Origin of the sequence: Micromonospora sp. M71_S20 (genome assembly GCF_003664255.1) — a bacterium.
Lineage (GTDB): Bacteria > Actinomycetota > Actinomycetes > Mycobacteriales > Micromonosporaceae > Micromonospora.
This window is the reverse complement of sequence record NZ_RCCV01000003.1, coordinates 696,623-723,102: the sequence shown is the minus strand read 5'-3', so window position 1 is coordinate 723,102 and position 26,480 is coordinate 696,623. Positions and strand designations below refer to the sequence as shown.

The following is a 26,480-nucleotide window of genomic DNA, read 5'->3' as shown; positions in this document are numbered from 1 at the left end:
GTGGTACCTCCTCGTCCCGAACGATGGCACGAGGTTGCGAAGTTAGCAAGACGGACGTACGGTTTTGTTGACGACGAGATCGGCGGTAAGTGTCCCCTAACCACGGCGGCACCCCGACCGGTGCGACAGACTGCTCAGGACTACTCACGGTCGCTGGTGTGAAGGAGTACGACGTGGCGAGCCTCGACACCTTCGGTGCGAAGACCCAGCTACGCGTCGGAGACGCGAGCTACGAGATTTTCAAAATCAGCAAGGTGGAGGGGCACGAACGGCTCCCCTACAGCCTGAAGATCCTCCTGGAGAACCTGCTCCGGACCGAGGACGGCGCGAACATCACCGCCGACCACATCCGGCAGCTCGGGGCCTGGGAATCCGACGCCGACCCGAGCGTCGAGATCCAGTTCACCCCGGCGCGGGTGCTGATGCAGGACTTCACCGGCGTGCCCTGCGTGGTCGACCTGGCCACCATGCGCGAGGCGGTGCGGGACCTGGGCGGCGACGCCACCAAGGTGAACCCGCTCGCCCCGGCCGAGCTGGTCATCGACCACTCCGTCATCGCCGACCTGTTCGGTCGCGAGGACGCCTTCGAGCGCAACGTCGAGCTGGAGTACGAGCGCAACAAGGAGCGCTACCAGTTCCTGCGCTGGGGCCAGACCGCGTTCAACGAGTTCAAGGTCGTCCCGCCGGGCACGGGCATCGTGCACCAGGTCAACATCGAGTACCTGGCCCGTACGATCATGGAGCGCAACGGCCAGGCGTACCCGGACACGGTGGTCGGCACCGACTCGCACACCACGATGGTCAACGGCCTGGGCGTGCTCGGCTGGGGCGTCGGCGGCATCGAGGCCGAGGCCGCGATGCTCGGCCAGCCGGTCAGCATGCTGATCCCGCGCGTGGTGGGCTTCAAGCTCTCCGGCGAGATGCCGGCCGGCACCACCGCCACCGACCTGGTGCTCACCATCACCGAGATGCTGCGCAAGCACGGCGTGGTGGGCAAGTTCGTCGAGTTCTACGGCCCGGGCGTGGGCGCCGTGCCGCTGGCCAACCGGGCCACCATCGGCAACATGTCCCCGGAGTACGGCTCCACCGTCGCGATCTTCCCGATCGACGCCGAGACCGTCCGCTACCTGGAGCTGACCGGCCGGGACGCCGCGCAGGTCGCGCTCGTCGAGGCGTACGCCAAGGAGCAGGGCCTCTGGCACGACCCGGACGCCGAGCCGGACTACTCGGAGCGCTTGGAGCTGGACCTGGGCACGATCGAGCCGTCCCTGGCCGGCCCGAAGCGCCCGCAGGACCGGGTCCCGCTGGGCAACGCCAAGACGCTGTTCCGTTCGGCGCTGACCGACTACGTGGCCGCCGACGAGACCGGCGGCGACCGTGGCCGCAAGTCGGGCGTGCCGCAGCAGGAGAAGCCGTTCGGCGTGCAGGGCCACGCCGACGAGGCGAGCGCCGAGTCCTTCCCGGCCAGCGACTCCCCGGCCAACGGGGTCAGCGACCCGGCCGACGCGCCGCGCGACCTGGCGACGGCGGCGGTCGGCTCCGGCGGGCGCGCCAGCAACCCGACCCGGGTCACCAGCGCCGACGGCGTCGAGTACGAGCTGGACCACGGCGCCGTGGTGATCGCGGCGATCACCTCCTGCACCAACACCTCCAACCCGCAGGTGATGATCGGCGCGGCCCTGCTGGCCCGCAACGCGGTCGACAAGGGCCTGACCCGCAAGCCGTGGGTGAAGACCACCCTGGCTCCGGGTTCCAAGGTCGTCATGGACTACTACGAGCGGGCCGGCCTCACGCCCTACCTGGAGAAGCTCGGCTTCCACCTGGTCGGCTACGGCTGCACCACCTGCATCGGCAACTCCGGCCCGCTGCCGGAGGAGGTCTCGGCCGCGGTCAACGAGGCAGACCTGGCCGTCGTCTCCGTGCTCTCCGGCAACCGCAACTTCGAGGGCCGGATCAACCCGGACGTCAAGATGAACTACCTGGCGTCCCCGCCGCTGGTGGTCGCGTACGCGCTGGCCGGCACGATGGACATCGACCTGGCCAACGAGCCGATCGGCGAGGACAGCGAGGGCAACCCGGTGTTCCTGCGGGACATCTGGCCCAACAGCGCCGAGATCCAGGACGTCATCGCCTCGGCGATCGGCGCCACCGGCTTCAGTGCCGCGTACTCCGACGTCTTCGCCGGTGACGAGCGCTGGCAGTCGCTGCCCACCCCGACCGGCGACACGTTCGCCTGGGCGCAAGAGTCCACCTATGTCCGCAAGCCCCCGTACTTCGAGGGCATGGAGCGGGAGCCGAAGGCGGTCGTCGACATCACCGACGCCCGGGTGCTGGCCAAGCTGGGCGACTCGGTGACCACCGACCACATCTCGCCGGCCGGTTCAATCAAGGCCGACTCGCCCGCCGGGACGTACCTCGCCGAGCACGGCGTGCCGCGGCACGAGTTCAACTCGTACGGCTCGCGCCGGGGCAACCACGAGGTGATGATCCGGGGCACCTTCGCCAACATCCGGCTGCGCAACCAGCTGGTCCCCGGCGTCGAGGGCGGCTTCACGGTCAACCACCTGACCGGCGAGCAGACCTCGATCTACGACGCCTCGGTGGCCTACCAGGAGGCGGGCATCCCGCTGGTCGTGCTGGCCGGCAAGGAGTACGGTTCCGGCTCGTCGCGCGACTGGGCGGCCAAGGGCACCATGCTGCTCGGCGTCCGGGCGGTCATCGCCGAGTCGTACGAGCGGATCCACCGCTCGAACCTGATCGGCATGGGCGTGCTCCCGCTGCAGTTCCCGGCCGGCGAGACCGCCGAGTCGCTCGGGCTCACCGGCACGGAGACGTTCTCCATCACCGGTGTGACCGCGCTGAACGACGGCGAGACCCCGCGTACGGTCAAGGTCAGCACCGACACCGGCGTCGAGTTCGACGCGGTGGTCCGGATCGACACCCCGGGCGAGGCGGACTACTACCGGCACGGCGGCATCCTGCAGTACGTGCTGCGTCGCATGATCGCCAGCTGACGACACGGACGAGGGGCCCCTGCCGTCGGCAGGGGCCCCTCGCGTGTCCGCTCAGATGCGGCCGGTGCCGGCGCCCGCGAGGACCAGGGCGGGCACGTCCGCCGCCGGGTCGAGGGTGTACGGGTAGTACGTGCGCGGCTCGACCACGGTGCCGTTCGTCTCCGCCGTGCCGGAGCCGACGTACACGTTGTGGCGCTGCACCGCCCGGCCGGGTCCACTGTCGGCGTAGCCGCTCGCCGACCACATCGGGTACGGCACGTCGCGGAAGTAGTTCCCCTCCGCCAGCACGCCGGCGTTCTCCGTCGACGCCACGCCGTAGAGGGCGTTGCCGAGGAAGTAGTTGTTGTAGACGTGCACCGGCTCGCCGAAGCGGACCCGGGGGTGCCGCTGTCGGCTGTTGTCGAAGCCCCCTCGACCCGCCCCGCCAACGGGCGCACTGGCACCCAACGGCCGCGCTGCCACTCATCGGTGCCCTGGCACCGGTTCACGCCCGAGATCTTGGTACGCGAGCGCCCCTAGAGTGGCCGTTACCTACCAAGATCTCGACAGGGCACCGGAACACCCGACGCAGCAGGCAGCAACGCGAAAGAAGGCGCAACGCAGCGGGCAGCGGGCAGCAGGACGGAGCAGCGACGCGAGGCAGCCGCAACGGCGGCTACCGCGCAACAGCGGCTGCGCACCGGAGCGGCTGCAACGCGACGGTGGTGGCGGTGCGGTGCGGTGCGGTGGTCCGGTTACTCGGCTGCGGCGGCGCGGCGGCGGGCCTCGCGGGTCTTCATGGCGTGCTCCATCAGCGTGATGAGCACCTCCTTGCTGGACTCCCGCTGCCGCGCGTCGCAGAGCAGCACCGGCACCCCCGGGTCGAGGTTGAGCGCCGCCTGCACCTCGTCGAGCCGGTACTGCCGGGCCCCCTCGAAGCAGTTGACCGCCACCACGAACGGCGTGCCCCTGCCCTCGAAGTAGTCGATGGAGGGGAAGCAGTCGGCCAGCCGCCGGGTGTCCGCCAGCACCACCGCGCCGAGCGCACCGAGCGCCAGTTCGTCCCAGACGAACCAGAACCGGTCCTGGCCGGGGGTGCCGAAGAGGTAGAGCACCAGGTCGTCGCTGATGGTGATGCGGCCGAAGTCCATCGCCACGGTGGTGGTCGTCTTGCTCTCCACCCCGGAGAGGTCGTCGATGCCGACGCCGGACTCGGTCAACACCTCCTCCGTACGCAGCGGGCGCGTCTCGCTGACCGCACCGACCATGGTGGTCTTGCCGACGCCGAAGCCACCCGCGACGAGGATCTTGATCGCGGTGGGCAGTGGCGTCGCTCCCGCCGGCCGCTCAGAGTGCCCGTAGTCCATTGATTACCGCCTCGAAAACGCTGTTGTCGGGAAGGCCGGCTGTGGTGTGCGGTTCGCGTACCTGCACCAGGCTGCGGGCCGCCAGGTCACCGAGCAGGACCCGGATGGTGCCCACCGGCAGGTCCAGGTGGGCGGCGATCTCGGCGACGGACTGGATCCGCTGGCAGAGCCCGACGATCGCCAGGTGCTCCGGGCCCAGCCCGACCTCCGGGGTCACGTCCGCGCGGGTCGCCGTCACCAGGGAGATCAGGTCGAACGTGCCGGTGACCGGCCGGGCCCGGCCGCGCGTCATCGCGTACGGGCGCACGACCGGGCCGGCATGGTCGTCGACCCACTGGTGCTCCGAGGACTCCCCCTGCACCGTCATCGCGGCTACTTCTCGCCGGTCTGCTGCTCGCCGGTCCGCGACGGCGACGCCACGTACTTGCCGACGCGGGTGACCAGCATCGCCATCTCGTAGGCGATCAGGCCCACGTCGGCGTCCTCGCTGGCGAGGACGGCGAGGCAGGCGTTGCGCCCGGCCGCTGTGACGAACAGGAACGACGACTGCATCTCGATGATGGTCTGCTGCACCTGCCCGCCGCCGAAGCGCTTGCCGGCGCCCCGGGCCAGGCTCTGGATGCCGGCCGCCATGGCCGCCAGGTGCTCCGCGTCGTCCCGGCCCAGCCCCCGCGAGGCGGCCATCAACAGGCCGTCCGTCGAGAGCGCGACCGCGTGGTCGGCCTGCTTCACCCGGCCGACCAGATCATCCAGCAACCACGTCAGGTCGGCACTCGAAGCCGTCTTCTGCGCCACTCGTCGTCCTCTTCTCCCCCGGCTGTTGTCGCCGTGCTCGTCTCGGCTGACCGCCACGTGCGGGGGTCCCCCGCACCGTGCCGGCACCGGTCAGGTCGCTTGCAGGTCGTCGCCGGCGTCGGGTTCCTCGCCGGCCTCGGTTCGGCTGTCGCCCGCTGCGCCGAGCAGCCGGGCGGCGTCCGTACGGCCGCGCCGGGTGCCGGTCTGGTAGGAGCTCATCATCCGGCGTACCTGCTCCGGCGGGCGCACCGCGTCGTCGTCCGCGTCGTCGTCCCCGCCGGCTGCCGGATCGTCGCGCAGCTCCGGCACGATGCTGGCCTGCCGGACCCGGACCGGCAGCCCCGAGTCGGTACGCGCCGTCACCTGGCGGGCCGTCGGCGCCGGACCGCCGGTCGCCGTGGACCCGGTGTCCGCCTCCGGTGCGGCCGGCTCCGTCGCGTCGGGCGTCTGCGCCGGCGTGGGCCGGGCGGCGGCCGTCGGCAGGCCGGTCGGGAAGGTCGGGCCGTCCAGGGCGTGCTGCTCAGGGCCGCCACGGGGCCGGACGGGCAACCGCGCGTCGAGGGCCGGACCGGTCGTCGGCAGGCTCCGGCCGCGCGACCGGGTCGGCAGAGCGCCACCGTCGTCGGCGTCCCCCGCGGCGGGGGCGTCGGCGTCCGGCGCCGAACGGGGGCGGGACACGAGCGGTTCGGCCAGCACCACCGGCGCCGTGGCGGGCGGCGCCTGGCCGGACGCGCCGGCCACCGGGCCGGCGGCGGGCAGGCCGGCCCGGAACCCGCCGGAGGTGCTCGGGTCCTCGTCGTCGGCGGTGACCAGCTCGGCCGGGATCAGCACGACGGCCGTGGTGCCGCCGTACGCGGACTCCTTGAGCTGCACCCGCACGCCGTGCCGCTCGGTCAGCCGGCTGACGACGTAGAGCCCCAGGCGGGAGGCGTTGGCCAGGTTCAGCTCGGACTGGTCGACGATCCGGTGGTTCGCGGCGGCCAGGTCCTCCTCGCTCATGCCCAGGCCACGGTCCTCGACCTCGATGGCGAAGCCGTTGGCCACCATCTGTCCGCGCACCTCGACCGAGGTGTGCGGCGGGGAGAAGGACAGGCCGTTCTCGATCAGCTCGGCGAGCAGGTGGATGACGTCGCCGACCGCGCGGCCGGTGAGCGAGACCGCGCCGAGGGGCAGCACGTTGACCCGGGTGTAGTCCTCGACCTCGGCGACGGCGCCGCGGACGACGTCGACCATCGGCACGTTGCGCCGCCAGGCGCGGCCCGGGGTGGAGCCGGAGAGCAGGATGAGGTTCTCGGCGTTACGCCGCATCCGGGTGGCCAGGTGGTCGACCCGGAACAGGTCCTCCAGCTCCTCGGCGTCGTGCTCGCGGCGCTCCATGGCGTCGAGGAGGGTGAGCTGGCGGTGCACCAGCGCCTGGGTGCGCCGGGCCAGGCTGAGGAAGACGTCGCGTACGTTGCGGCGCAGCTCGGCCTGCTCGACGGCGGTACGGATGGCGGTCTCCTGCACGGCGTTGAACGCCCTGCCCACCTGGCCGATCTCGTCGTCACCGAACTCCAGCGGAGGCGCCTCCTTGGCGACGTCGACCTCCTCGCCGTGGCCGAGCCGCTCGACCACGCCGGGCAGCCGCTCGTCGGCGAGCCGGAAGGCGGCCTCGCGCAGCCGCTCCAGCTGCCGCAGCAGGGCTCGGGTCGTCGTGACGGAGACGACGATCGAGGCGATGACCGCCAGCAGGCCCAGACCGGTGGCCAGTACGAGGCGCACGACCACCATCGCGGCCACGGTGGACGCCCGGCCCACGATGCCGTCGCCGCCCGCCACCACCGTGCTGTTGACCTCGGCCAGCGCCTGGTCGACCGTGTTACGCCACTCGTCCCGGCTCACCGGCAGCTGCGTCGTCGGTTGGCCGCCGCGGATGATGCCGTCCTGGACCGAGCGCAGGCGCTTGAACGACTCGCTCTCGACGAGCTGCTGGTAGCGCCGCTGGTCGGCGGCGGAGAGCTTCGACCTGGTCTCGTCGCCGAGGAACCGCTCGGCGCCGACGAGAGTGGTGTACCGGGCATACTCCGGGCCACTCATGCGGCCGCTGCCGAACAGGCCGCTGAGCAGCGCGTCCTGTTGCGAGATCAGCTCCTTCATCCGGTTGAGCTGGATGAGGGCCGCGGCGTCCGCCGCCAGCTCCTTGTCGTCCAGGCTGCCGGTGACGTCGTAGATCTGGAAGATGGAGCCGATGGCACGGGTGTAGGCGTCCGCCGCGGAGATCCGGTCGGTGCCGCGATCGAGTACCGCGCCGCGTACCGCCCCCAGCGCCTCCAGCTGGGCCACCGATTCGTCGAGCTGCCTGCTCAACGCGTCGCCGCCGGCGACGTCGACCTGCCAGTGCCGCACGAACTTGGTGAAGGCGGCCGTCAACTCCGTCGTCGTGCGGTGTTCGGCCTCGAGCGCCGCCCGCTGCTCCGGCCCCGGGTCGCTGAGGTACGCCTGGGTCAGGCGGCGTTCCAGCTGGAGTTCCTGAAGCAACGGCTCGCTGGGAACGTAGATCTTGGCGTTGAGCATCTGGACGCCGAGCAGATTGAAGCCGTCCCGCAGGGTCACCCAGGCCGCGAACATCCAGAGGGCCACGAGGGAGAGCAGGAGAGCGATAACCTTCGTGCGGATACTCGTACCGCGAGAACGCATTGAACCGTCCCAGGCCGGCGTTGACTCAGGTCATCAACGGCAGATCGTAGAAGCGCGGATGTCCCGCCGGAGGGCCGTGCGGGACAAATGCAGTGGGTACGCTAGCAGTGTCCACATGGCACCCTCAAGTTGCTGATTTCTGCCGTCCCGTCATGACATGTGCACCGCCGCGTCGAATGTCGAGTCGACTGCGGGCAAGGTGGGAGGCGGCGAGCACCACCGACCGGACGATCGTGGTGGGACAGTAGAGCTCCTTGCCGTACCACAGTGGTGGGTGCTCGCGTCGGTGCACGTTCGCTCGCAGATAGGCGCTTGCCCGGCGGGCGGCGACGGCCACCGCCGGCACGTCCGACGGGACGGCCAGCAGGATGTGCAGGGCGTAGGCGGTCTCCTCCGCGGTGCCTCCCCACCGGCCCCACGACCCGTCGTCGCGTTGGTTGGCCAGCACCCAGCGCACCGCCCGACCGACCGCGCCCACGCTGTCGTCGTCCGGGGTGGACTCGGCCAACGCGAGCACGCAGCAGGCGGTGGCGTAGTACGGCGAGGCGTGCCAGCGGTCGCGCCAACTGCCATCGGCCTCCTGCCGCTCCCGGAGCACCCGGGCCAGCCGGCCGATGGCGGTGCGGTGTCGGGAGCCGGCGCCCGCATCACGCGCGGCGTGCTGCGCGAGGGCGTCGAGCACGTGCGCGTTCGTGGTGACCGAGAAGCCGTCCTCTCCCGGCCAGGTGCAGAATCCCTCCGCCGTCTCGTACCCCCACAGACTCGCCGGGTCGAGCGGGCGGCCCAGGCGCCCGAGCGCGTACAGGGTCACGGCGGTGGTGTCCGCGTCGGGCAGCAGGCCCGCTCCGGTGGCCGCACCGGCGGGGCCGACCGCGTCGGCCAGGCCCGCGAGGACCGCCTCCGGCGGTCGCACCCCGATGCCGGCCCGGGACAGCCAACTCAGGACCCAGGCACGCTCGAAGACGGTGATCGGCGTGGGGCAGGGCACCGGCCCGCCGCCCTCGCTGATCAGCCGCTCCAGGAAGACGCGGGCCGCGGGCGCGTCGGCGTCCGGACCGGCGGTGGCCAGCCACGCGGCGGTAGCTGCTGGCGAGGCCCCGACAGTGGTCGGCTCGGCGGCGCGCGGCCGCGGCCACCGCTGGGCCGTCCCGTCGAGCAGCTCGCCGAAGTGCGCCAGTTTCGGGTGCAGCTCGGTGCCCGCGGCGTGCGCCGCCCGGACCGCGGTCAACCGTCGACGGTCCGTCCCGGTGGGCAGGCTCAGCGGGTGCGTGACCGGCACGGCGGCGTCCGGCCCGGACGTCCGCGCGTTGATCGATTCAACCAGGGCCGGCACGATGAGGTCGGCGGCGGGCGTGTCCGGCACGGCGGAGCCCGCCGCGAGCAGGGTGGACAGGGCTCGCAGTCCACGCCCGACCGCGGCGGCCGAAGCCGGGCGGGCGTCCGCCGGCAGGCCCTCGTCGGCCAGCGCCGCCAGCAGCGCGTCCGTGGCGCTCAACGTCGGCACCAGCGCGTAGCCCTCCGGGGGTCCCCACGCACCGTCGGCGCGCTGGTGCCGGAGGAGGAACGCGACCCGTTCGGCGTGCCCGGCGAGCAGGGGCGCGACGGCGACCAGCCGGCCGGTCTCGTAGACGGAGGGGGCAACCTCTCCCCACGGTCTGCGCGCCATCGCGTCGACGAGCTCCCCGGCCAGGCTCCCGCAGTTGTCCGGACCGCGGCCGGCGGGCGGCGCGGCTGCCGTGACCGCCCGGGATCCGCCGGGGCTCATCGCGTCCCCCAGAAGTCGGAGACCTGGTAGAAGCCGGCGGTGAAGGAGAGCTGTCGGCGCATGTAGTCGGCCTGCCGGGGCTCGCGCTCGGCCAACAGGTCGAGCAGCCCGTGGCAGCGCTGCGTGAGCTGGGCCAACCGGTCGCGCACGAGGACCGGGTCGGAAACCAGCATGAGCGCGTTGAGGTCGCCCCACTCCACGTCCCGCTGATGGGTGGCCAGATCGTTGATCAGGCGCAGCACCCGTTGCACCTCGCGGCCCACCGTCAGCAGCTCGTCCAGGTGCCGCAGACAGTTTCCGTCGCCCGTGGCGACCCAGTGGGTGACGTTGACGAAGGAACAGGCCAGGTTGTCGGCGTTGTCGAGGTAGCGGTCGAGGGTGGGCAGGGATCCGCCCGGGGCACCCGACGCCTTCTTCCAGTCCCACTCCCGGGCCACCGCGGTGAACATCCGCTCCAGTTCGTCGCGCCACACCGGCCGGAGCCGGTCGAACGCCGGCACGGTCGCCAGTTCGTCGCGGATGTCGGCCAGCAGCCGGGCCAGGTGTCGCCCCGCCGGCGGATCGGCGCCGTCGGCGACCGCGAGGCACTCCGCCACCAGCGCGCGCACGTCGTCGGCGGACGCCGCGAGGTAGTCGACCTGCCAGTCGGCGGCGAAGACCCAGAGCAGCGTACGGGTGGTGATCCGCAGCTCGTCGGCGCTGTGCCAGGGAGCGGTGAAGGCGATGGCGGTGGCGACGGAACCGAGCATCGCGGAGTCGAACGTGTCGGCGGAGAAGAGTCCGGGGTGCGCGGCGGTGACCTTCTGCAGGTCGCGCACGCCCCGCGTGGCCAGGGCGCAGATCCTGCCCTGTTCGGCCACGTCGGCCTGGCCGGCCCTCGACCGCGCGTCCGTCGCGCTCACGGGGCGACCGGCCGCTGCACCGGCGACAGGGTCACCCGCAGCCGTTGCCGGGGCGAGAGCGAGGCGCCCATCCGTGGGGTCAGGTCGGCCGGCGCGGTCGGGCGGAACCGGAAGCGACTCAGCACCGTGCTCACGATGAGCTGCGCCTCCAGGAGGAACAGGTACTGCCCGAGGCACTGGTGCGGGCCCCCGCCGAAGGGATAGTAGGAGTAGCGGTAGCGGCGACGGGGCCGGTCCGGCGAGAAGCGTTCGGGGTCGAAGCGCTCCGGGTCGTCCCAGAACATCGGCATCCGTTGGGTCACGTACGGACTGATCAGCACCGTCGCGCCCGCCTTGACCCGCACCCCGCCGAGCACGTCGTCGGCGACCGCCGTGCGGGGGACCATCCAACCGGCGGGATACAGCCGCAGCATCTCGTCCAGCACCATGCGCCCGTAGCGCAGTTCGGCGAGGTGCTCCCGCCGGACCCGGCCGCCGCCCACCACCCGGTCCACCTCGGCGTAGAGCCGCTCGGCGACCTCGGGTTGGGTCTCCAGCACCGGCCAGAGCCAGGACAGCAGCGCGATGGTGGTCTCGGTGGCGGTGGAGAACATGGCCACGACATCGCCGCGGATCTGGTACTCGTCCGGCATGCTGCCGTCCGGACGGGGCCGGCAGAGGATGGAGATGATGTCGTCGTCGTCGCTCGGCCGCGCCCGCGCCTCACGGATGATCGGCAGCACCACCTCGTCGATGGTCCGCACGGCCGCCCGGAAGGCGCGGTCGCCGGGCATGGGCACCGAGTAGGGCACGAAGGGCACCAGCAGGCGGGCGATCATCGAGGTGGTGACGGTGTCGAGCGCGGCGCTGATCCGCTCGGCCTCCGGCACGGAGATCCGGTCGGCGAAGAGCACCCGCATGGTGGTGCGCAGGACGATCCGGGTCAGCTCGGCGGCCGTGTCGATCGGCCGCCCCTGCCGGGCCGGCTCGTCCCACTCGTCGACCGCCTCGCTGATCACCTCGGCCATGCGGTCCACCAGGGTCTCGACCCGCTTCGCCGTGAACAGAGGTAGCAGGGCGCCACGGCTGGACTCCCACACCTCCCCCTCGGCGACCAGGATGGCCTCCCCGACGACCCGGCGGACCGGACGCCACAGCAGCCCCCGACCGTCCCGGATGTAGTTGTCCGCGCGGTCGCGCAGCACGTACTGCAGGTGTTCGGGGTGGCTGACCAGGTACGGGCGGAACGACCCGAGGTTGAGCCGGACGACCTCCCCACCGGATCCCTCCGCGAAGCCGACCAGCGCGCCGAGTGGATCCCGGAGCAGGGCGGGCAGCGCCCGCCGCAGCGGGATCGTGCGCGGGTTCGCGGGGAGGGCGACGCCGTGGCCGTCACGCAAGCTGGACATGCGTACCAGGTCTCCTCGTCGTCTCGACAGTGGTCCCCGGGCGGTCCCACGTGGAACTTCCGCCGCCCGAGTGCGGAAGCATCTCACCAATGAGGACAGCAGTTCCAGTGTTTGTGCTGCGAAATGTCCCACTGTCAACAGTGGACGGTCAGCGACGAGGCAACTCCCGCAGGTAGCGACACTCGGCGGACACCGGCCGGTATCCGCACCACGCGTTGACCGTCCGCATCGCGTCGTTGCCGGCGTCGTTGATCGTGGACGCCCACCGGAGGCCCGCCGAGCGGGCCGCCCGCAGCGACGCGTGCTTGACCGCCCGGGCGAGGCCCCGGCCCCGCCACCCGCTGCGGGTGCCCGTCATCCCCGACAGGTAGCGGTCCCGCCGGTCGGTCAGCGCGAGGCTGAACGCCACCACCACACCGTCGGCCGTCGCCACCGTGCTCAGCGCCCGGTCCAGGTCCGGCCGGTCCCAGTACGCGGCCCGCCACTCGTCGAAGCTGATCTCGTCCATCCCGACGTCGCCCGGCTCGTCCGCGGCGGCGGCCAGGTCCGCCTCGTACAGCGGACGCGGGTCGACCAGGTCCGCGGCCGTGCCCAGCCGCACCCCGGCCGGCGCGACGGGCGCGGCCGGCAACACCACCGCCGACAGGTCCAGGCCCAGGATCACGCTGCGCCGGCCGGGCCGGTAGCCGCGCCGCTCGGCGAAGGCGAGCGGCGCCGGCTCGTCGACGACCCGCGCGTACGCCCGGCGCACCCCGAGCCCGGCGAGTCGCTCCTCGGCGGCGGCGAGCAGCACCGACCCGACGCCCCGCCCCCGCCCCTCGGGGCACACGACCAGGTTGACGAAGCCGAGCCCCGGCTCGGCGCTCTCGTACAGCAGCCCCGTCCGGGCGACGCCGGCGATCCCGTCGCCCGTCTCGGCGACGAGCATCCCGAAGCGCTCGGCCGGCTTGCCGGCCGCCTGCCAGGCGAGCAGCTCCGGCGTGACCACCAGGTGGGGCCGGGCGGCGCGGAGCAGGTCGGCGACCGGCACCAGGTCGGAGGGGCCGGCGGCCCGGAGGGTGGGGACCATGGCTGGGCAACCTACCGCAGCGGCTAAGGCGGCGGCGGAACCCGGGCGCGCCCGCGTGGCCTGTGCCAGGCTCAGGGCATGGACGACAAGACCATCCTGAACCGGATCTCCGAGCTGGTCGACGAGGAGCACCGGTTGCGCGCCGACGCGCAGGCCGGCGAGTCGGGCACGGACGACGACGCCCGCACCCGGCTGCGCGAGCTGGAGGAGTCCCTCGACCAGTGCTGGGACCTGCTGCGCCGGCGGCGGGCCGCCCGGCAGACCCACGGCGACCCGGACGCCCAGGGAACGCGCCCCAAGCCGGCGGTCGAGCGCTACCTCCAGTGACCCGGGGGTCCCGGGCGGCCGGTGCCTGGCCGCCCGGGACGTCGAGGTCAGCGGATCCCCGCCTCCCGCAGCAGCAGCGCCGTCAGCGCGGCCGGGTCGGCGTCCGCCGCGGGCAGGCCCCGGGCCGCGAACCAGGTGGCGACCACCCGCACGTCGCGGGCCAGGAACTCCGGCCCCTGCGGGTTGGCCACCACGTCGACCACCTGCGGCAGGTCGATCAGCACCAGCCGCCCCGCGTGCACCAGCAGGTTGTACGGCGACAGGTCGCCGTGCGCGAGGCCGGCGCGGGCGAGCACCACGAGGGCGTCGACGAGCTGCCCCCACAGCTCGCGCAGCTCCCCCGCCTCCGGCCGCAGCTGGGCCAGCCGGGGTGCGGCCAGCCCCTCGTCCTGGTCGCCGAGGAACTCCAGCATCAGCTCCGTGCCGCGCAGTTGCACCGGGTAGGGGACGGTGATCGTGCCGTAGCGGGCGCCGACCTCCCAGAGCCGGGCCAGCGCGGCGAACTCGGCCGCCGCCCACTGCCCGGCGATCATCTGCCGGCCGAAGGCGGTACGGCCGGCCATCGCCCGGTTCTCCCGGGACCGGCGGACCCGGCGGCCCTCCAGGTAGCCGGCGTCGCGGTGGAACAACCGGTGCTGGGCGTCCCGGTACCGCTTGACCGCCAGCAGGCAGGACCGGTCGGTGCCGGGCACCGCCCGGCGGACCAGGTGGACGTCCGCCTCCTTGCCGGTCTTGAGCATGCCCAGCTCGGTGTCCTTGGCGGCCAGCTCGGTGATCAGCCAGTCGGGGTGGGGCTCCGGGCCGTGCACGGCGTCGTCCCAGGAGGACCAGCGCTCCCCCGTGTCGGGGTCGGGCTCGGCGTCGGGGTCGGCGGGAACGGGCTCGGCGGCCCGGCCACGCTTCAGGAAGAGCTGTTCGTCGTCGTCGAAGCGGCGCTTGCCGCGGGTACGGCGCTCGCGCGCCGGAAGGTCGTGATCGCGCACTGCGGTGGTGATCCCTTGCTCGAGGCTGATGGGGGCAGGTGGAAGCGACCTGCGAAGACGGCCATGACCGACCCCCTCTCCTCGACCGGGCGCGGGCCCGGTTGCACGATGCGCCGACCATGCTCACGGGCCGACGCCACCCCGGTCAACCGAATTACGTCCGGCCCGGCACCCACGCCCGGCCCCGGCCGGCACCCCGCCGCCCGGCCCGGCACCACGTCCGACCCCGCTCCGGCGCAGGGACCGTGACCAGCCACCGCGTCGGCGGGCGGGCGGCGGGCGGCGCCTGCGTCAGCCGGCGAGCACCGTCGCGACGGCGGCGATCACGCCGTCCGCCGTGCGGGTGGGGGCGAACCGGTCGTCGACCCAGCTCCGCCCCCGGTGCAGCCACACGCTGGGCAGGCCCACGGCGGCGGCGCCCCCGATGTCCACCTCCGGGCCGTCGCCGACCACCCAGGCGCCGCGCAGGGGCAGCCGTACCCGCCGGGCGGCCAGCGCGAAGATCCTCGGGTTGGGCTTGCTGACGCCGACCTCCTCGGAGATGACCCAGTCGGCGACGTAGCGGTCCAGCCCGGTACGCCGGATCATGGCCTCCTGCTGGCGTACCCCGCCGTTGCTGACCACCACGGGTGTCCAGCCGGCCTCGTCGGCGATCCGCAGCGCGCAGGCGACCAGCGGATGGAGCCGGATGTTGGCCACCACGCCGTCGTGCAGCTCCTCGACCAGGTCGATGGACGGCATCCGCAGCCCGTACCGGTCACGCACGGCGTCGGCCACGTCCCACCGGTCGGTCAGCCCGTCGGCGTCGATGGACAGCAGCCAGTCGATGTCGGTCGGCGGCGCGCCGACACCGGCCAGGAAACGCTCGCCCCAGGCGCGGAACGGACCGGCCCGGTCGAGCAGCGTGTTGTCCAGGTCCAGCAGGAGCAGCGGCACTCGGGCACCCTACGGGAGCACGACCGCCCGCCGACAGTGCCGGCCCCTCCCGGCGCCGTCAGGCCGGCAGCGCCGAACGGGCGCCGCCCTGGTGGGGCAGGCGGTCGAGCAGCATGCAGTGGGCGGCCCGGGTCGCCGCGAGGGCCTCCGGGGCGAGCGCGACGACCAGCACGGCCTCGCCGGTGTCCGCGCCCCGGGCCAGCGGCCGCCCCTCCGGGTCGTAGACCGCCGCGCCGCCGTTGAACCGCCACGGGTCGGCGCCGCCGACGAGGTTGGCGAACACCACGTACATCGTGTTGTCCAGCGCGCGGGCGGCGTAGTAGAGGTCGCGGCGGTGCTCGGAGCCGGCCAGGTAGCCGCTCGGGCAGAGGTAGCCGTGCGCCCCGTCGGCCGCCGCGGCCCGGCCGTGCTCGGGGAAGCAGCCGTCGTAGCAGATGCCGATCCCGAGCCGCCAGTCGTCGACGAGCAGGGTGGCACCCCGGTCGCCGGCGACGAACAGCTCCCGCTCGCCGCTCCACAGCTGCTGCTTGTCGTATCCGACGCGGACCTCGCCGGCGCGGTCGACCAGCAGGGCGGAGATCGTCCGCCGGCCGTCCGGGTGCCGGACCGCGGCGCCGACCACCGCGGCGCCGCCGCCGTCGCGGGCCGCCTCGCGCAGCGGGTCCAGCCGCGGGTCGGTCACCGCGCCCGCCGCGTCGGCCGCGACGTCGGTGCCGGCCGGATCGGCCGCGAGCGTCGGCAGGTGGTACGCGGGCAGGAAGAGCTCGGGCAGCACGGTCACCCGGGCACCCCGCTCCGTGGCGCGGCGGACCAGCCGGGCGGCGCTCGCCGCGTTGCCGGCCACGTCGCCGGGGACGGGCTCGGCCTGCACGGCCGCGACGGTCAGCGGTGCGGCGGGGACCGCGACGGCGGTGGGGAGTGGCGTCACGGGCCGATCCTAACCGGCGCCGCGCACACGATGATCATTTACGCGGTCACCCAAGCCGTACGTACGGTTTGCATAGCCGGGGGTGAGCTGTCACGATCGACCCGTGCCCAGAGTAAGTCAGGACCAGCTCGACGCGCGCCGGCAGGAGATCCTCGCCGCCGCGCGGGCGTGTTTCGCCCGGCACGGCTACGAGGGCGCCACGGTCCGCAGGCTGGAGGAGGCCACCCGGCTGTCCCGGGGCGCGATCTTCCACCACTTCCGCGACAAGGACTCGCTCTTCCTGGCGGTGGCCGAGGACGACGCCGCGGCCATGGTGGAGACGGTGGCCCGCAACGGCCTGGTCCAGGTCATGCGGGACCTGCTGGCCGGCGCGGTCTCCCCCGACACCACCGGCTGGCTGGGCAGCCAGCTCGAGGTTTCCCGGCGGCTGCGGACCGACCCGGCGTTCGCCAAGCGGTGGGCGGAGCGGTCGGCGGCGATCGCCGAGGCGACCCGCGACCGACTGGCCCGGCAGCGGGAGGCGGGCGTGCTCCGCGAGGACGTGCCGATCGACGTGCTGGCGCAGTTCCTCGAACTCGCCTACGACGGCCTGGTGCTGCACCTGGCGATGGGCCGTCCAGCCGGCGACCTCGGCCCGGTGCTCGACCTGGTCGAGGAGGCCGTCCGCCGCCGCTGACCTGCCCCACCGGCCGCCCTCGCGCCGCTGCGTATCGGTCCGGTAACTCGGTCCACGCGGTGGGTCCGCCCTGGCGGGCCTGCTCCACAATTGGGTCGCGATCCCCCTCGCCCGACAGGAGCAGCACATGACCGTCCTCGCCGCACCTGGTGACACCTGGGGCATCTCCGGTCCCGCCTTCCTCGGGGTCTATCTCCTCGCCGCCGTCGTGATCATCGTCGGCACGGTCGTCCACCGGCTCTCGGTCCTCGCCGGGCCACAGGTGGGCGACCTGGGTCAGCTCGGCCCGCAGCAGGTCGCCTACCTCAACGGCGGGCAGCAGCTGGCGATCTGGGCCTCGCTCGGCGGGCTGCGCAGCAGCGGGGCCATAGGCGTACGCCCGGACCGGCGGCTCACCACCGGCGGTCCGCTGCCGGCCGGGATCACGCCGCTCGACCAGGCCGTCCACCTGGCCGCCGGGCGCAACGCCACCACCCGGGAACTGGCCCGTGACGAGTGGGTCCGCCGGGCGCTCGACCAGCTCAGGACGAGTCTGGAGCAGCGCGGGCTCGCGCTCGCACCGGCCGACCGGGCCGCGCTGCGCCGGGGCGCGTTCCTGCTCTCCGCCCTGCTGCTGGTCGGCGTGTTGCGCATCTTCGCGGGCCTGGGCAACGACCGCCCGGTGGGCTGGCTCGTGCTGAGCCAGGTCCCGCTGATCGTCGTGGCCGTCCTCCTGCACCGGGTGCCGTGGCGCACCCGCGCCGCCACCCGGGCCCTGCGCGACCTGCGGCGTCGGCACACCTATCTCGCGCCCGCCGCAACCCCCGCCTACGCCACCTACGGCGCGGCCGGCGCCGCGATGGGGGTCGCGCTGTTCGGCACCGCGTCGCTCTACGCCATGGACCCCGGCTTCGCCAGCCAGGCCGAGATCCAGCGCCAGGCGATCAGCGGCTCCGGCGCCTCCTCCGGCGGCGGGTGCGGCGGCGGCAGCTCGTGCAGCGGGGGCAGCTCGTGCGGCGGAGGCGGGGGTTGCGGCGGAGGCGGGTGCGGCGGATGACCGGCCCCGCCGGCGTGGGCATCGGCTGGCGGCCCGAGATCGCGGGGTTCGTCGCCGACCTGCCCGGGCTGCGCTTCGTGGAGGTGGTCGCGGAGAGCGTCGCCGCGACCGGGCCCCCGCCCGCCGGGCTGGCCGCGCTGCGGGAGCGCGGCGTGACGGTCGTACCGCACGGCGTGCGACTCTCCCTCGGCGGCGCGGAACCGGTCGACCCGGCGCGCGTCGCCCACCTGGGCGCGGTGGCGGAGCTGGTCGGGGCGCCGCTGGTCAGCGAGCACATCGCCTTCGTCCGGGCCGGCGGCGTCGAGGCCGGTCACCTGCTGCCACTGCCCCGCAGCCGGGAGGCGGTCGACGCGGTCTGCGCCAACGTCGCCCGCGCGCAGGCCGCGCTGCCGGTGCCGCTCGCGCTGGAACCGATCGCGGCCCTGTTCGACTGGCCCGACGACGAGCTGGACGAGGCCGACTTCCTCACCGAGATCCTGGACCGCACCGGCGCGTTCCTGCTGCTCGACGTCGCCAACGTGTACGCCAACGCCCGCAACCGGGGCACCGACCCGCTCGTGCTGCTCGACCGGCTGCCGCTGGAGCGGGTCTCCTACGTGCACGTGGCGGGCGGCGCCGACCACGGCGGCTACTACCACGACACGCACACCGATCCGGTGCCCCCGGCGGTGCTCGACCTGCTGCGCGAGCTGTGCGCCCGCCGCCGGCCGCCGGCCATCCTGCTGGAACGCGACGGGCACTACCCGCCCGCAACGGCGCTCCGCGCCGAGTTGGACGCCCTCGCCGCCGCGTCCGGCTTCCCGGTGGTGACGTGAGCGGCGACCTGGCCGAGCGGCAGGCGGCGCTGGTGGCGGCGCTGGTCGCCGGCGGCCCGGTGCCGGCGGGCTTCGACCCGGCAACGGTCGCCGCCGCCGGGACCGCGCTGCTGCGCAAGCGCGCCGGGGAGGTGGCCCGGCACTGGCCGCTGCTCGCCGCCGGACTCGGCCCCCGGTGGCCGGAGACCTTCGCCCGGTGGGCGGCGAGGCGGCCGACCGGGGGCTCGGTGTGCGACGGCTGGGACCTGGCCCGCGACCTGCGAGACCGGGGCGCGCTGCCGCCGCTCGGCGCGGAGGAGCTGGCCGCGCGCGAGGCCGCCGACCGCTACGACGGGCGCCGGCCGCCGCGCCCACGTCGGCTGCCGGCATGGGGGCGCGCCGGCGGGGCCGTCGCGGTCCAGGTCGCCGGTCGGGTACGCCTGCTGCGTCCCGCCCGCCGCTGACCGCCCGCCGCGCATCGGCCCGAGGGCCCCGCTGGCGGATCCGGTCGGGTGCGGCAGGATCGACGGCATGGATCTCGGACTGACCGATCGGGTGTACGTACTGACCGGCGCCTCCCGGGGGCTGGGCTTCGCCACCGCGCAGTGCCTCGTCGCCGACGGCGCCCGCGTGGTGCTCTCCGCCCGCGACGCCGACGCGGTGGCCGCCGCCGCGCAGCGCCTCGGCGGGCCGGAGCGGGCGGTCGGGCTCACCGCCGACCTGGCCGACGCCCAGACGCCGGAGCGCCTCGTGGCCGCGGCCCGCGAGCACTTCGGACGGCTCGACGGGGCGCTGGTCTCGGTCGGCGGGCCGCCGCCGGGCAGCGCCGCCTCGGTCACCGACGAGCAGTGGCGCCGCTCCTTCGAGACGGTCTTCCTCGGCACCGTACGCATGGTCCGCACCGTCGCCGAGAACCTGGCCGGAGGCGACGGCGGGGCGGTCGGGCTGGTGCTGTCGACCTCGGCGCGCGGGCCGGTGCCCGGCCTGGGCATCTCCAACGGCCTGCGGCCCGGCCTGGCGGGCATAGCCAAGGACGTCGCCGACGAGTACGGGCCCCGGGGCGTGCGGGTGGTCGGCCTGCTGCCCGGACGGATCATGACCGACCGCAACGTGGAGCTCTTCGCCGCCACCGGCGACCCGGAACGGGCCCGCGCGGAGGCCGAGGCCGCCATCCCGCTGCGCCGCATCGGCGCGCCGGCCGAGTTCGGTCGGGTAGCCGCGTTCGTGCTCTCCCCCGCCGCGAGCTACCTGACCGGGGTCACCGTGCCGGTCGACGGCGGCGTGCTGCGGGGCCTGTGATGGCCGCGTCCGCCGGCAGGCCGGGTCCCGGCTCGCCCGCCCGGCGGCGGGGGCGGGCGGCGGAGGCGGCCGGGCGGTATCCGCGGCCCACGCGGGAGGAACTCGCCGCGGCGGCCGAGCGCACCATCCCCGACGTCATCGCCCCCGGCCTGGACGTGCTCTTCGTGGGCATCAATCCGGGCCTGTGGTCGGCCGCGACCGGGTGGCACTTCGCCCGGCCGGGCAACCGGTTCTGGCCCGCGCTGCACCGGGGCGGCTTCACGCCCCGGCTGCTGCATCCCAGCGAGCAGGACGAGCTGCCCGGGTACGGGCTGGGCATCAGCAACATGGTCGCGCGGGCCAGCGCCCGCGCCGACGAGCTGACCCCGGCCGAGCTGGTCGAGGGGGCGGAGATCCTCACCGGCAAGGTCGAGCGGCAGCACCCCCGGTGGGTGGCCGTGGTCGGGGTGACCGCGTACCGAATCGGGTTCGCCCGGCCGAAGGCCGCCTTCGGGCCGCAGCCGCAGCGGCTGGCCGGCGCCCGGCTCTGGGTGCTGCCCAACCCCAGCGGCCTGAACGCGCACTTCACCCCCGAGACGCTCGGCGCCGCCTTCGGGGAGTTGCGGGCGGCGGTCGCCGCCGGCTGAGGCGCGTGTCGGTTGGCGGCTGCAGCATCAGTTGGCCGCAGCCGGCGGCAGCCGTCAGTTGGCCGCAGCCGGCGGCAGCGTCAGTTGGCCGCAGCCGGCGGCAGCGTCAGTTGGCCGCAGCCGGCGGCAGCGCCTCGTCGGCGAGGTAGGGCCGCAGCGGCGGCACGGCCACCGGCTCGGGCCCGGTCGCGTCGGCGTACGGGGTGGGCGAGTCGGCGACCGCGAACTGGGTGCGGTAGAGCTCGGCGTAGAGCCCGCCCACGGCCACCAGTTCCTCGTGTCGCCCCCGCTCGACGATCCGCCCGTCGTCGAGCACCAGGATCTGGTCGGCGTCGCGGACGGTCGAGAGCCGGTGCGCGATCACCAGCGCGGTACGCCCGGTCAGCGCCACCGACAGCGCCCGCTGCACGGCGGCCTCGCTCTCCGAGTCAAGGTGCGCCGTCGCCTCGTCGAGGATCACGATCGACGGGGCCTTGAGCAGCAGACGGGCGATGGCGATGCGCTGCTTCTCGCCGCCGGAGAAGCGGTAGCCGCGCTCGCCGACGAGGGTCTCCAGCCCTTCCGGCAGCGACCGGACCAGGTCGGCGACCTGCGCCCCGGCCAGGGCCGCCCAGATCTCGTCGTCGGTGGCGTCGGGCCTGGCGTAGCGCAGGTTCTCGGCGATGGTCTCGTGGAACAGGTGCGAATCCTGGGTGACCACGCCGATCTCGTCGCGCAGCGAGGCGAGGGTGGCGTCGCGGACGTCGACCCCGCCGACCAGCACCTGCCCGTCGGTGACGTCGTAGATGCGGGAGATCAGCATCGACAGCGTCGACTTGCCGGCGCCGGAGGGGCCGACCAGCGCCACCATCTGCCCCGGCTCCACCGCGAACGAGACGCCCTTGAGCACGGGCTCGTTGACCGTACGGTCGAGGGCGGCGACCTCCTCCAGGGAGGCGAGCGAGATCTCGGCGGCGCTGGGGTAGCGGAACCGGACGTCGCGGAACTCGACCCGGCCGCTGGCCCGGGGCACCGTCACGGCGTCGGGCTTCTCCTCGATCGTCGGCTTCAGGTCGAGCACCTCGAAGACCCGGTCGAAGGAGACCAGCGCACTCATCACGTCGACCCGGACGTTGGACAGCGCGGTCAGCGGGCCGTAGAGGCGGGTGAGCAGCAATGCGAGGGTCACCACGGTGCCGGCGCTGACGTTGCCGGTGACCGCCAGCCATCCGCCGAGGCCGTAGGTGAGCGCCTGGGCCAGCGAGGCGACCAGCAGCATCGCCACGAAGAAGGTCCGCGAGTACATCGCGGACTGGATGCCGATGTCGCGGACCCGCTCGGCCCGCCCGGCGAACCGGCGCGCCTCCACCTCGGGCTGGCCGAAGAGCTTCACCAGCAACGCGCCCGAGACGCCGAACCGCTCGGTCATCGTCGCGTTCATCTTCGCGTCGAGGTTGTAGGACTCCCGGGTAATCTCGGCGAGCCGCTTGCCGACCCGGCGGGCCGGGATGATGAAGACCGGCAGCAGCACCAGCGAGAGCGCGGTGATCTGCCAGGAGAGGGTGAACATCACCGCGGCCGTGAGCACGAGCTGGATGACGTTGCTGACCACCCCGGACAGGGTCGAGGTGAACGCCCGCTGCGCACCGAGCACGTCGTTGTTGAGCCGGCTGACCAGCGCGCCGGTCTGGGTGCGGGTGAAGAACTGCAGCGGCATCCGCTGGACGTGGTCGTAGACCCGGGTGCGCAGGTCGAGGATGATGCCCTCGCCGATGCGGGCCGAATACCACCGCTGGGCGAGGGAGAGCAGCGCGTCGGCCACCGCGAGCCCGGCGATGACGAGGGCCAGCCGGACCACCGCGTTGCCGGCGTCGGTGCCGCCCCGGGTGATCGTGTCGATCACGTCGCCGGCGAGCACCGGGGTGGCGACGCCGATGACCGCGGCCAGCACCACCGTGACCAGGAAGACGACGATGTCCCGGCGGTAGGGCCCGGCGAAGGCCACAATCCGGCGGGCCACCCCGCGCTTGAGCCGGTGGGTAGAGATCTCGTCGCGGTTGCGCATCGATCGGAGCATGCTCCAACCGGCCATGCCGCCGCCCGACATCGAGTTGGACACGTTCACCTCCGGGTCGTCGGGCTGACCGCACCGTCAGGTCAATTCTCCCGACGACTCTGACAACCTCGGCCGTAACCCTGATCTTCCCGAACGGTCCTTACTACTTACTCTCCCCGCCCGGCGAGATCACGCAGCCGGCGGGTCTGCGCCTCCCGCTCGGCCCGCTGCTGGTCCGCGGCGGACCGACCGGTCGCGCCGGCCAGCAGGGCCTTGATCTCCACCACCGCGTTGCGGTCGTTGGCCAGCAGCCCGGCGGTCAGGTCACGCACCGCGGCGCCCAGCTCGGCGTTCGGCACCACCAGGGTGGCCAGGCCGATCCGGTCCGCCTCGGCGGCGTCCATCCGCCGGCCGGTCGCGCAGATCTCCAGCGCACGGCTGTAGCCGACCAGGTCGACCAGGCGGCCGGTGCCGGCGAGATCCGGTACCAGGCCGAGCGTCACCTCGGCCATGGAGAGCTTCGCGTCCTCGGCGAGCACGCGCAGGTCGCAGGCGAGCGCCAGCTGGAAGCCGGCGCCGATCGCGTGCCCCTGCACGGCGGCGACGGAGACGACGTCGGGACGGTGCAGCCAGGTGAAACCGCCCTGGTACTCCGCGATCCGGTCGGCGCACTCCTGCTCGGGCAGGGTGGCCAGCTCGGCGAACGACCCCGGGCCGGAGGCTCCGGCCACCGACAGGTCGAGGCCGGCGGAGAACGCCCGCCCCTCGCCGCGTACGACCACGACGCGGACGTCGCCGGGGAGGTCCCGCGAGAAGTCGCTCATCGCGCGCCACATCGCCGGGGTCTGCGCGTTGAGCACGTCGGGCCGGCACAACGTGACCGTCGCAACCGGCCCGTCGCATTCCAGCCGGACCCCGGTCGCCTCGGCGGTCACCGAGCGACCCGGGGAGCGGCGCTGATGGACGACGCTGGTGGGCGGGTCACGCCTTCTTGCGGCGTCGGGCGCCGCCACGCTGCCGCAGCTGAACCCCGGACTCGGTGAGCACCCGGTGGATGAACCCGTAGGAACGGCCGGTCGAGGCCGCGAGCGCGCGGATGCTCTCACCCGAGGTGTACCGCTTTACCAGGTCCTTGGCGAGCGTCTGACGCTCGGCTCCGACGATCCGGCGACCCTTCTCAGTGCTGGTGGCTGTGCCAGTGGCTGCCATGCTGTGTCCTCACGTCCCAGACTGTGCGGTTCGGATACGGTCCCACCTATTAGACCGCCTCGAACGATCATGCGCCAGATATCAACTCTTCGCCAACCGACACGCTATGCAATGTCAGCTTCCCGATAGCGTGATGCTCCCGACCTCCGCGACGCCCGCCCGCACCACGCGCGGCAGACTCGGCCTGCGCGGCGGACTCGGCGGGCTCAGCGGGCTCGGCGGGTGGCCCGCCCGTACCCTGCTGGCGTGATCGACCTGTTGGGCACCGCCGCCGGCGCCGCCGTGGTGTTCGCCGCCACCGACATCGACGACATCGTCGTCCTGACGCTGCTCTTCGTCGCCGCCCGCACCACAGGCCGCCCCCGGCCCTGGCAGATCGTCGCCGGGCAGTACCTGGGCATCGGCGCCCTCGCCCTGGCCAGCGCCGTGGTCGCGGCCGGGCTCCTGGTGGTGCCCGACCCCTGGACGGGGCTGCTCGGCCTGCTGCCGGTCGCTCTCGGCGTCCGCGCGCTGCTCGACCGCGGCGCCGACGAGACACCCGCGGTGGTGGGCTCCACCGTCGGCGTGGCCGGGGTGACGATCGCCAACGGCGCCGACAACATCGCCGTCTACGTACCGGTGTTCCGGGCGCTCGGCCCGGCGGACAGCGCGGTCTTCCTGCTGGTCTTCGTGGTGCTCATCGCGCTGTGGTGTGCGGCCGGCGCCTGGCTCGGCAACCACCCCCGGGTCACGGGGCTGGTCGGGCGCGCCGGCCACTGGCTCGTACCGGCGATCTTCATCGCCATCGGCGTGGTCATCCTGGCCACCTCGGGCATCCTGCCCCACCTGCGCGACCTCCTGCGCTGACTGCACGACCCACCCGCACCCACCCCACTGGACCCCCGCCGAGTCGCCCCACCGGGGTCACCCCGCCGGGTCGATCATGAAGTTTCCGTCGCGACACGCAGGGGCGGAGTGCGACAGCCTCATGGTCGACGGACCAGGACCAGGACCAGGACCGGGGCGGGTCAGAGTGCGTGGGTCAGGCCAGTTCGACGAGTTCGAGCAGGTCGTCGCTCCAGGCGTCCTCGTCGCCGTCGGGCAGCAGGATGGCGCGGTCGGGCTTCAGCGCCATGACCGCGCCGGGGTCGTGGGTGACCAGCACGATCGCGCCCGGGTAGCGGGCGATGGCGTCGAGCACCTGCTCCCGGCTGACCGGGTCGAGGTTGTTCGTCGGCTCGTCGAGCAGCAGCACGTTCGCCCCGGAGCAGACCAGGGTGGCCAGCGCGAGCCGGGTCTTCTCGCCGCCGGAGAGCACCCCGGCCGGCTTGTCCACGTCGTCGCCGGAAAACAGGAACGCCCCGAGGATCTTGCGCAGGTCGGTGTCGGTCTGCTCGATGGCGGCGCTGCGCATGTGCTCCAGCACCGTACGGTCCACGTCGAGCGTCTCGTGCTCCTGCGCGTAGTAGCCGAGCCGCAGGCCGTGGCCGGCGTGCACCTCGCCGGTGTCCGGCTCCAGCAGGCCGCCGAGCATCCGCAGCAGGGTGGTCTTGCCGGCGCCGTTGAGCCCCAGGATGGCCACCCGGGAGCCACGGTCGACCGCCACGTTCACGTCGGTGAAGATCTCCAGCGAGCCGTACGACTTCGACAGGCCGGTCGCGGTGAGCGGGGTCTTGCCGCACGGGGCCGGGCTCGGGAAGCGCACCTTCGCCACCTTGTCGGCGACGCGTACCTCCTCCAGGCCGGAGATGAGCTTCTCGGCCCGCCGGGCCATGTTCTGCGCGGCGACGGTCTTGGTGGCCTTGGCCCGCATCTTGTCGGCCTGCGCCATCAGCGCGCCGGCCTTCTTCTCGGCGTTGGCCCGCTCCCGGCGGCGGCGCCGCTCGTCGGTCTCGCGTGCCTCCAGGTACGCCTTCCAGCCCAGGTTGTAGACGTCGACCACGGAGCGGGTGGCGTCGAGGAACCACACCTTGTTGACCACCGACTCCAGCAGTGAGCCGTCGTGGGAGATCACGATCAGGCCGCCCTTGTGGTTGGCGAGGAAGCTGCGCAGCCAGGTGATCGAGTCGGCGTCGAGGTGGTTGGTCGGCTCGTCGAGCAGCAGGATGCCGCCGCCGTTCTCGCCCGCGTCGCGGAACAGGATCCGGGCCAGCTCGATGCGGCGGCGCTGACCGCCGGAGAGCGTGCCGATGGTCTGGGCCAGCGCGCGGTCCGGCAGGCCGAGGTTGGCGCAGATCCGGGCGGCCTCAGCCTCCGCCGCGTACCCGCCGAGGGAGGCGAACTGGTCCTCCAGCGCGCCGTAGCGGCGGACCAGCTTGTCGTCGGCGCCGTCGGCGAGCCTGGTCTCGATCTCCTTCATCTGGGCCATCAGCACGTCCAGGCCCCGGGCGGAGAGCACCCGGTCGCGGCCGGTGACCTCCAGGTCGCCGGTCCGGGGGTCCTGCGGGAGGTAGCCGATGGCGCTGCGGCGGTCGATCTGGCCGGCGTACGGCTGGCCCTCGCCGGCGAGCACCTTCAGCGTGGTGGTCTTGCCGGCGCCGTTGCGGCCGACCAGGCCGATCCGGTCACCCGGCTGCACCCGCAGCGTGGTGTCGGACAGCAGGATGCGGGCGCCGGCGCGCAGCTCCAGGCCGGTGGCAGTGATCATGTCGGAGGACTCGCTCTCGGGGTCTGGAAGGGCTGACTCAGGGCACGCGA

General features: G+C 73.6%; 25 protein-coding genes. 9 read left to right on the top strand and 16 right to left on the bottom strand.

From position 1 onward, the window contains the following. Nucleotides 1-158: 158 nt before the first annotated feature. Nucleotides 159-3,014, top strand: coding sequence for an aconitate hydratase (locus DER29_RS28525; protein WP_121400722.1), 2,856 nt, complete (start codon nt 159-161; stop codon nt 3,012-3,014). A 51-nt stretch (nt 3,015-3,065) separates the two neighbouring features. Here DER29_RS28525 and DER29_RS28520 read toward each other — a convergent pair whose 3' ends face one another. From DER29_RS28520 to DER29_RS28480, 9 genes are all read right to left on the bottom strand, one after another. Then, complete coding sequence (locus DER29_RS28520) at nt 3,066-3,461, bottom strand: hypothetical protein (RefSeq protein ID WP_233600193.1); 396 nt, start codon at nt 3,459-3,461, stop codon at nt 3,066-3,068. 287 nt (nt 3,462-3,748) lie between these two features. Beyond that, entirely contained in the window at nt 3,749-4,360 is a 612-nt protein-coding gene (locus DER29_RS28515; protein WP_121400720.1) for an ATP/GTP-binding protein, read from the bottom strand. Continuing rightward, nucleotides 4,341-4,727: a DUF742 domain-containing protein gene (locus DER29_RS28510; protein WP_121400719.1), complete on the bottom strand. Its 387-nt coding sequence runs from the start codon at nt 4,725-4,727 to the stop codon at nt 4,341-4,343. Before DER29_RS28510 ends, DER29_RS28515 begins: the two co-directional genes overlap by 20 nt. Nucleotides 4,728-4,732: 5 nt before the next feature. Then, entirely contained in the window at nt 4,733-5,155 is a 423-nt protein-coding gene (locus tag DER29_RS28505) for a roadblock/LC7 domain-containing protein (RefSeq protein ID WP_091629996.1), read from the bottom strand. Nucleotides 5,156-5,245: 90 nt separating this feature from the next. Next, nucleotides 5,246-7,831 carry a nitrate- and nitrite sensing domain-containing protein gene (locus DER29_RS28500; RefSeq protein ID WP_121400718.1) on the bottom strand — a complete coding sequence of 862 codons (2,586 nt, stop codon included), beginning with the start codon at nt 7,829-7,831 and terminating at the stop codon, nt 5,246-5,248. A gap of 124 nt (nt 7,832-7,955) precedes the next feature. Continuing rightward, on the bottom strand, nt 7,956-9,497 hold the full coding sequence (locus tag DER29_RS28495; RefSeq protein WP_233600192.1) for a prenyltransferase/squalene oxidase repeat-containing protein: 1,542 nt from the start codon (nt 9,495-9,497) through the stop codon (nt 7,956-7,958). Between the two features lie 95 nt (nt 9,498-9,592). Then, a complete protein-coding gene (locus DER29_RS28490; protein ID WP_121400716.1) occupies nt 9,593-10,498 on the bottom strand; it encodes a terpene synthase family protein in 906 nt (301 codons plus the stop codon). Continuing rightward, nucleotides 10,495-11,832, bottom strand: a complete 1,338-nt coding sequence (locus DER29_RS28485; protein WP_370040779.1) for a cytochrome P450 — start codon at nt 11,830-11,832, stop codon at nt 10,495-10,497. The genes DER29_RS28490 and DER29_RS28485 overlap by 4 nt, the downstream gene beginning before the upstream one ends. Before the next feature lie 202 nt (nt 11,833-12,034). After that, the gene (locus DER29_RS28480; RefSeq protein WP_121400714.1) at nt 12,035-12,955 is read right to left on the bottom strand and encodes a GNAT family N-acetyltransferase; all 921 of its coding nucleotides are present in this window, start codon (nt 12,953-12,955) and stop codon (nt 12,035-12,037) included. Nucleotides 12,956-13,033: 78 nt separating this feature from the next. On the opposite strand from DER29_RS28480, the gene DER29_RS28475 reads away from it, so the two are divergent. Beyond that, the gene (locus DER29_RS28475; protein WP_121400713.1) at nt 13,034-13,282 is read left to right on the top strand and encodes a DUF2630 family protein; all 249 of its coding nucleotides are present in this window, start codon (nt 13,034-13,036) and stop codon (nt 13,280-13,282) included. A 47-nt stretch (nt 13,283-13,329) separates the two neighbouring features. On the opposite strand, the gene DER29_RS28470 is transcribed toward DER29_RS28475, so the two are convergent. From DER29_RS28470 to DER29_RS28460, 3 genes are all read right to left on the bottom strand, one after another. After that, entirely contained in the window at nt 13,330-14,265 is a 936-nt protein-coding gene (locus tag DER29_RS28470) for an RIO1 family regulatory kinase/ATPase (RefSeq protein ID WP_121400712.1), read from the bottom strand. A 291-nt stretch (nt 14,266-14,556) separates the two neighbouring features. Then, complete coding sequence (locus DER29_RS28465; RefSeq protein WP_121400711.1) at nt 14,557-15,201, bottom strand: HAD family hydrolase; 645 nt, start codon at nt 15,199-15,201, stop codon at nt 14,557-14,559. A 58-nt stretch (nt 15,202-15,259) separates the two neighbouring features. Further along, nucleotides 15,260-16,129: a carbon-nitrogen hydrolase family protein gene (locus DER29_RS28460; RefSeq protein ID WP_121400710.1), complete on the bottom strand. Its 870-nt coding sequence runs from the start codon at nt 16,127-16,129 to the stop codon at nt 15,260-15,262. A gap of 103 nt (nt 16,130-16,232) precedes the next feature. Here DER29_RS28460 and DER29_RS28455 point away from each other — a divergent pair, with 103 nt between their 5' ends. The 6 genes from DER29_RS28455 (at nt 16,233) to mug (ending at nt 20,560) form a co-directional block, all read left to right on the top strand. Continuing rightward, nucleotides 16,233-16,805: a TetR/AcrR family transcriptional regulator gene (locus tag DER29_RS28455; protein WP_121400709.1), complete on the top strand. Its 573-nt coding sequence runs from the start codon at nt 16,233-16,235 to the stop codon at nt 16,803-16,805. Nucleotides 16,806-16,932: 127 nt separating this feature from the next. Continuing rightward, entirely contained in the window at nt 16,933-17,841 is a 909-nt protein-coding gene (locus DER29_RS28450; RefSeq protein WP_121400708.1) for a TIGR04222 domain-containing membrane protein, read from the top strand. Beyond that, the gene (locus DER29_RS28445; protein ID WP_121400934.1) at nt 17,838-18,656 is read left to right on the top strand and encodes a DUF692 domain-containing protein; all 819 of its coding nucleotides are present in this window, start codon (nt 17,838-17,840) and stop codon (nt 18,654-18,656) included. The genes DER29_RS28450 and DER29_RS28445 overlap by 4 nt, the downstream gene beginning before the upstream one ends. After that, nucleotides 18,653-19,099, top strand: coding sequence for a hypothetical protein (locus DER29_RS28440; protein ID WP_121400707.1), 447 nt, complete (start codon nt 18,653-18,655; stop codon nt 19,097-19,099). Before DER29_RS28445 ends, DER29_RS28440 begins: the two co-directional genes overlap by 4 nt. 67 nt (nt 19,100-19,166) lie before the next feature. After that, complete coding sequence (locus DER29_RS28435; protein ID WP_121400706.1) at nt 19,167-19,934, top strand: SDR family oxidoreductase; 768 nt, start codon at nt 19,167-19,169, stop codon at nt 19,932-19,934. Continuing rightward, entirely contained in the window at nt 19,934-20,560 is a 627-nt protein-coding gene (mug, locus tag DER29_RS28430) for a G/U mismatch-specific DNA glycosylase (RefSeq protein ID WP_121400705.1), read from the top strand. Before DER29_RS28435 ends, mug begins: the two co-directional genes overlap by 1 nt. A 106-nt stretch (nt 20,561-20,666) precedes the next feature. On the opposite strand, the gene DER29_RS28425 is transcribed toward mug, so the two are convergent. From DER29_RS28425 to DER29_RS28415, 3 genes are all read right to left on the bottom strand, one after another. Then, on the bottom strand, nt 20,667-22,646 hold the full coding sequence (locus DER29_RS28425) for an ABC transporter ATP-binding protein (RefSeq protein WP_121400933.1): 1,980 nt from the start codon (nt 22,644-22,646) through the stop codon (nt 20,667-20,669). 116 nt (nt 22,647-22,762) lie between these two features. After that, a complete protein-coding gene (locus DER29_RS28420) occupies nt 22,763-23,530 on the bottom strand; it encodes an enoyl-CoA hydratase/isomerase family protein (RefSeq protein WP_121400704.1) in 768 nt (255 codons plus the stop codon). 46 nt (nt 23,531-23,576) lie between these two features. Continuing rightward, entirely contained in the window at nt 23,577-23,804 is a 228-nt protein-coding gene (locus DER29_RS28415; protein ID WP_007462679.1) for a helix-turn-helix domain-containing protein, read from the bottom strand. A gap of 246 nt (nt 23,805-24,050) precedes the next feature. Here DER29_RS28415 and DER29_RS28410 point away from each other — a divergent pair, with 246 nt between their 5' ends. Then, a complete protein-coding gene (locus DER29_RS28410) occupies nt 24,051-24,650 on the top strand; it encodes a cadmium resistance transporter (RefSeq protein ID WP_121400703.1) in 600 nt (199 codons plus the stop codon). 175 nt (nt 24,651-24,825) lie between these two features. Here the strand turns inward: DER29_RS28410 and DER29_RS28405 are convergent, their stop codons facing one another. Continuing rightward, nucleotides 24,826-26,430, bottom strand: a complete 1,605-nt coding sequence (locus DER29_RS28405) for an ABC-F family ATP-binding cassette domain-containing protein (protein WP_121400702.1) — start codon at nt 26,428-26,430, stop codon at nt 24,826-24,828. Nucleotides 26,431-26,480: the final 50 nt, after the last annotated feature.

What these genes read in the sequence shown, in the direction of transcription:
- DER29_RS28515 (WP_121400720.1), bottom strand. Translation starts at nt 4,360, where the DNA reads ATGGACTACGGGCACTCTGAGCGGCCGGCGGGAGCGACGCCACTGCCC.
- DER29_RS28510 (WP_121400719.1), bottom strand. Translation starts at nt 4,727, where the DNA reads ATGACGGTGCAGGGGGAGTCCTCGGAGCACCAGTGGGTCGACGACCAT.
- DER29_RS28500 (WP_121400718.1), bottom strand. Translation starts at nt 7,831, where the DNA reads ATGCGTTCTCGCGGTACGAGTATCCGCACGAAGGTTATCGCTCTCCTG.
- DER29_RS28495 (WP_233600192.1), bottom strand. Translation starts at nt 9,497, where the DNA reads ATGGCGCGCAGACCGTGGGGAGAGGTTGCCCCCTCCGTCTACGAGACC.
- DER29_RS28480 (WP_121400714.1), bottom strand. Translation starts at nt 12,955, where the DNA reads ATGGTCCCCACCCTCCGGGCCGCCGGCCCCTCCGACCTGGTGCCGGTC.
- DER29_RS28475 (WP_121400713.1), top strand. Translation starts at nt 13,034, where the DNA reads ATGGACGACAAGACCATCCTGAACCGGATCTCCGAGCTGGTCGACGAG.
- DER29_RS28450 (WP_121400708.1), top strand. Translation starts at nt 16,933, where the DNA reads ATGACCGTCCTCGCCGCACCTGGTGACACCTGGGGCATCTCCGGTCCC.
- DER29_RS28445 (WP_121400934.1), top strand. Translation starts at nt 17,838, where the DNA reads ATGACCGGCCCCGCCGGCGTGGGCATCGGCTGGCGGCCCGAGATCGCG.
- DER29_RS28435 (WP_121400706.1), top strand. Translation starts at nt 19,167, where the DNA reads ATGGATCTCGGACTGACCGATCGGGTGTACGTACTGACCGGCGCCTCC.
- mug (WP_121400705.1), top strand. Translation starts at nt 19,934, where the DNA reads ATGGCCGCGTCCGCCGGCAGGCCGGGTCCCGGCTCGCCCGCCCGGCGG.
- DER29_RS28425 (WP_121400933.1), bottom strand. Translation starts at nt 22,646, where the DNA reads ATGTCGGGCGGCGGCATGGCCGGTTGGAGCATGCTCCGATCGATGCGC.
- DER29_RS28415 (WP_007462679.1), bottom strand. Translation starts at nt 23,804, where the DNA reads ATGGCAGCCACTGGCACAGCCACCAGCACTGAGAAGGGTCGCCGGATC.
- DER29_RS28405 (WP_121400702.1), bottom strand. Translation starts at nt 26,430, where the DNA reads ATGATCACTGCCACCGGCCTGGAGCTGCGCGCCGGCGCCCGCATCCTG.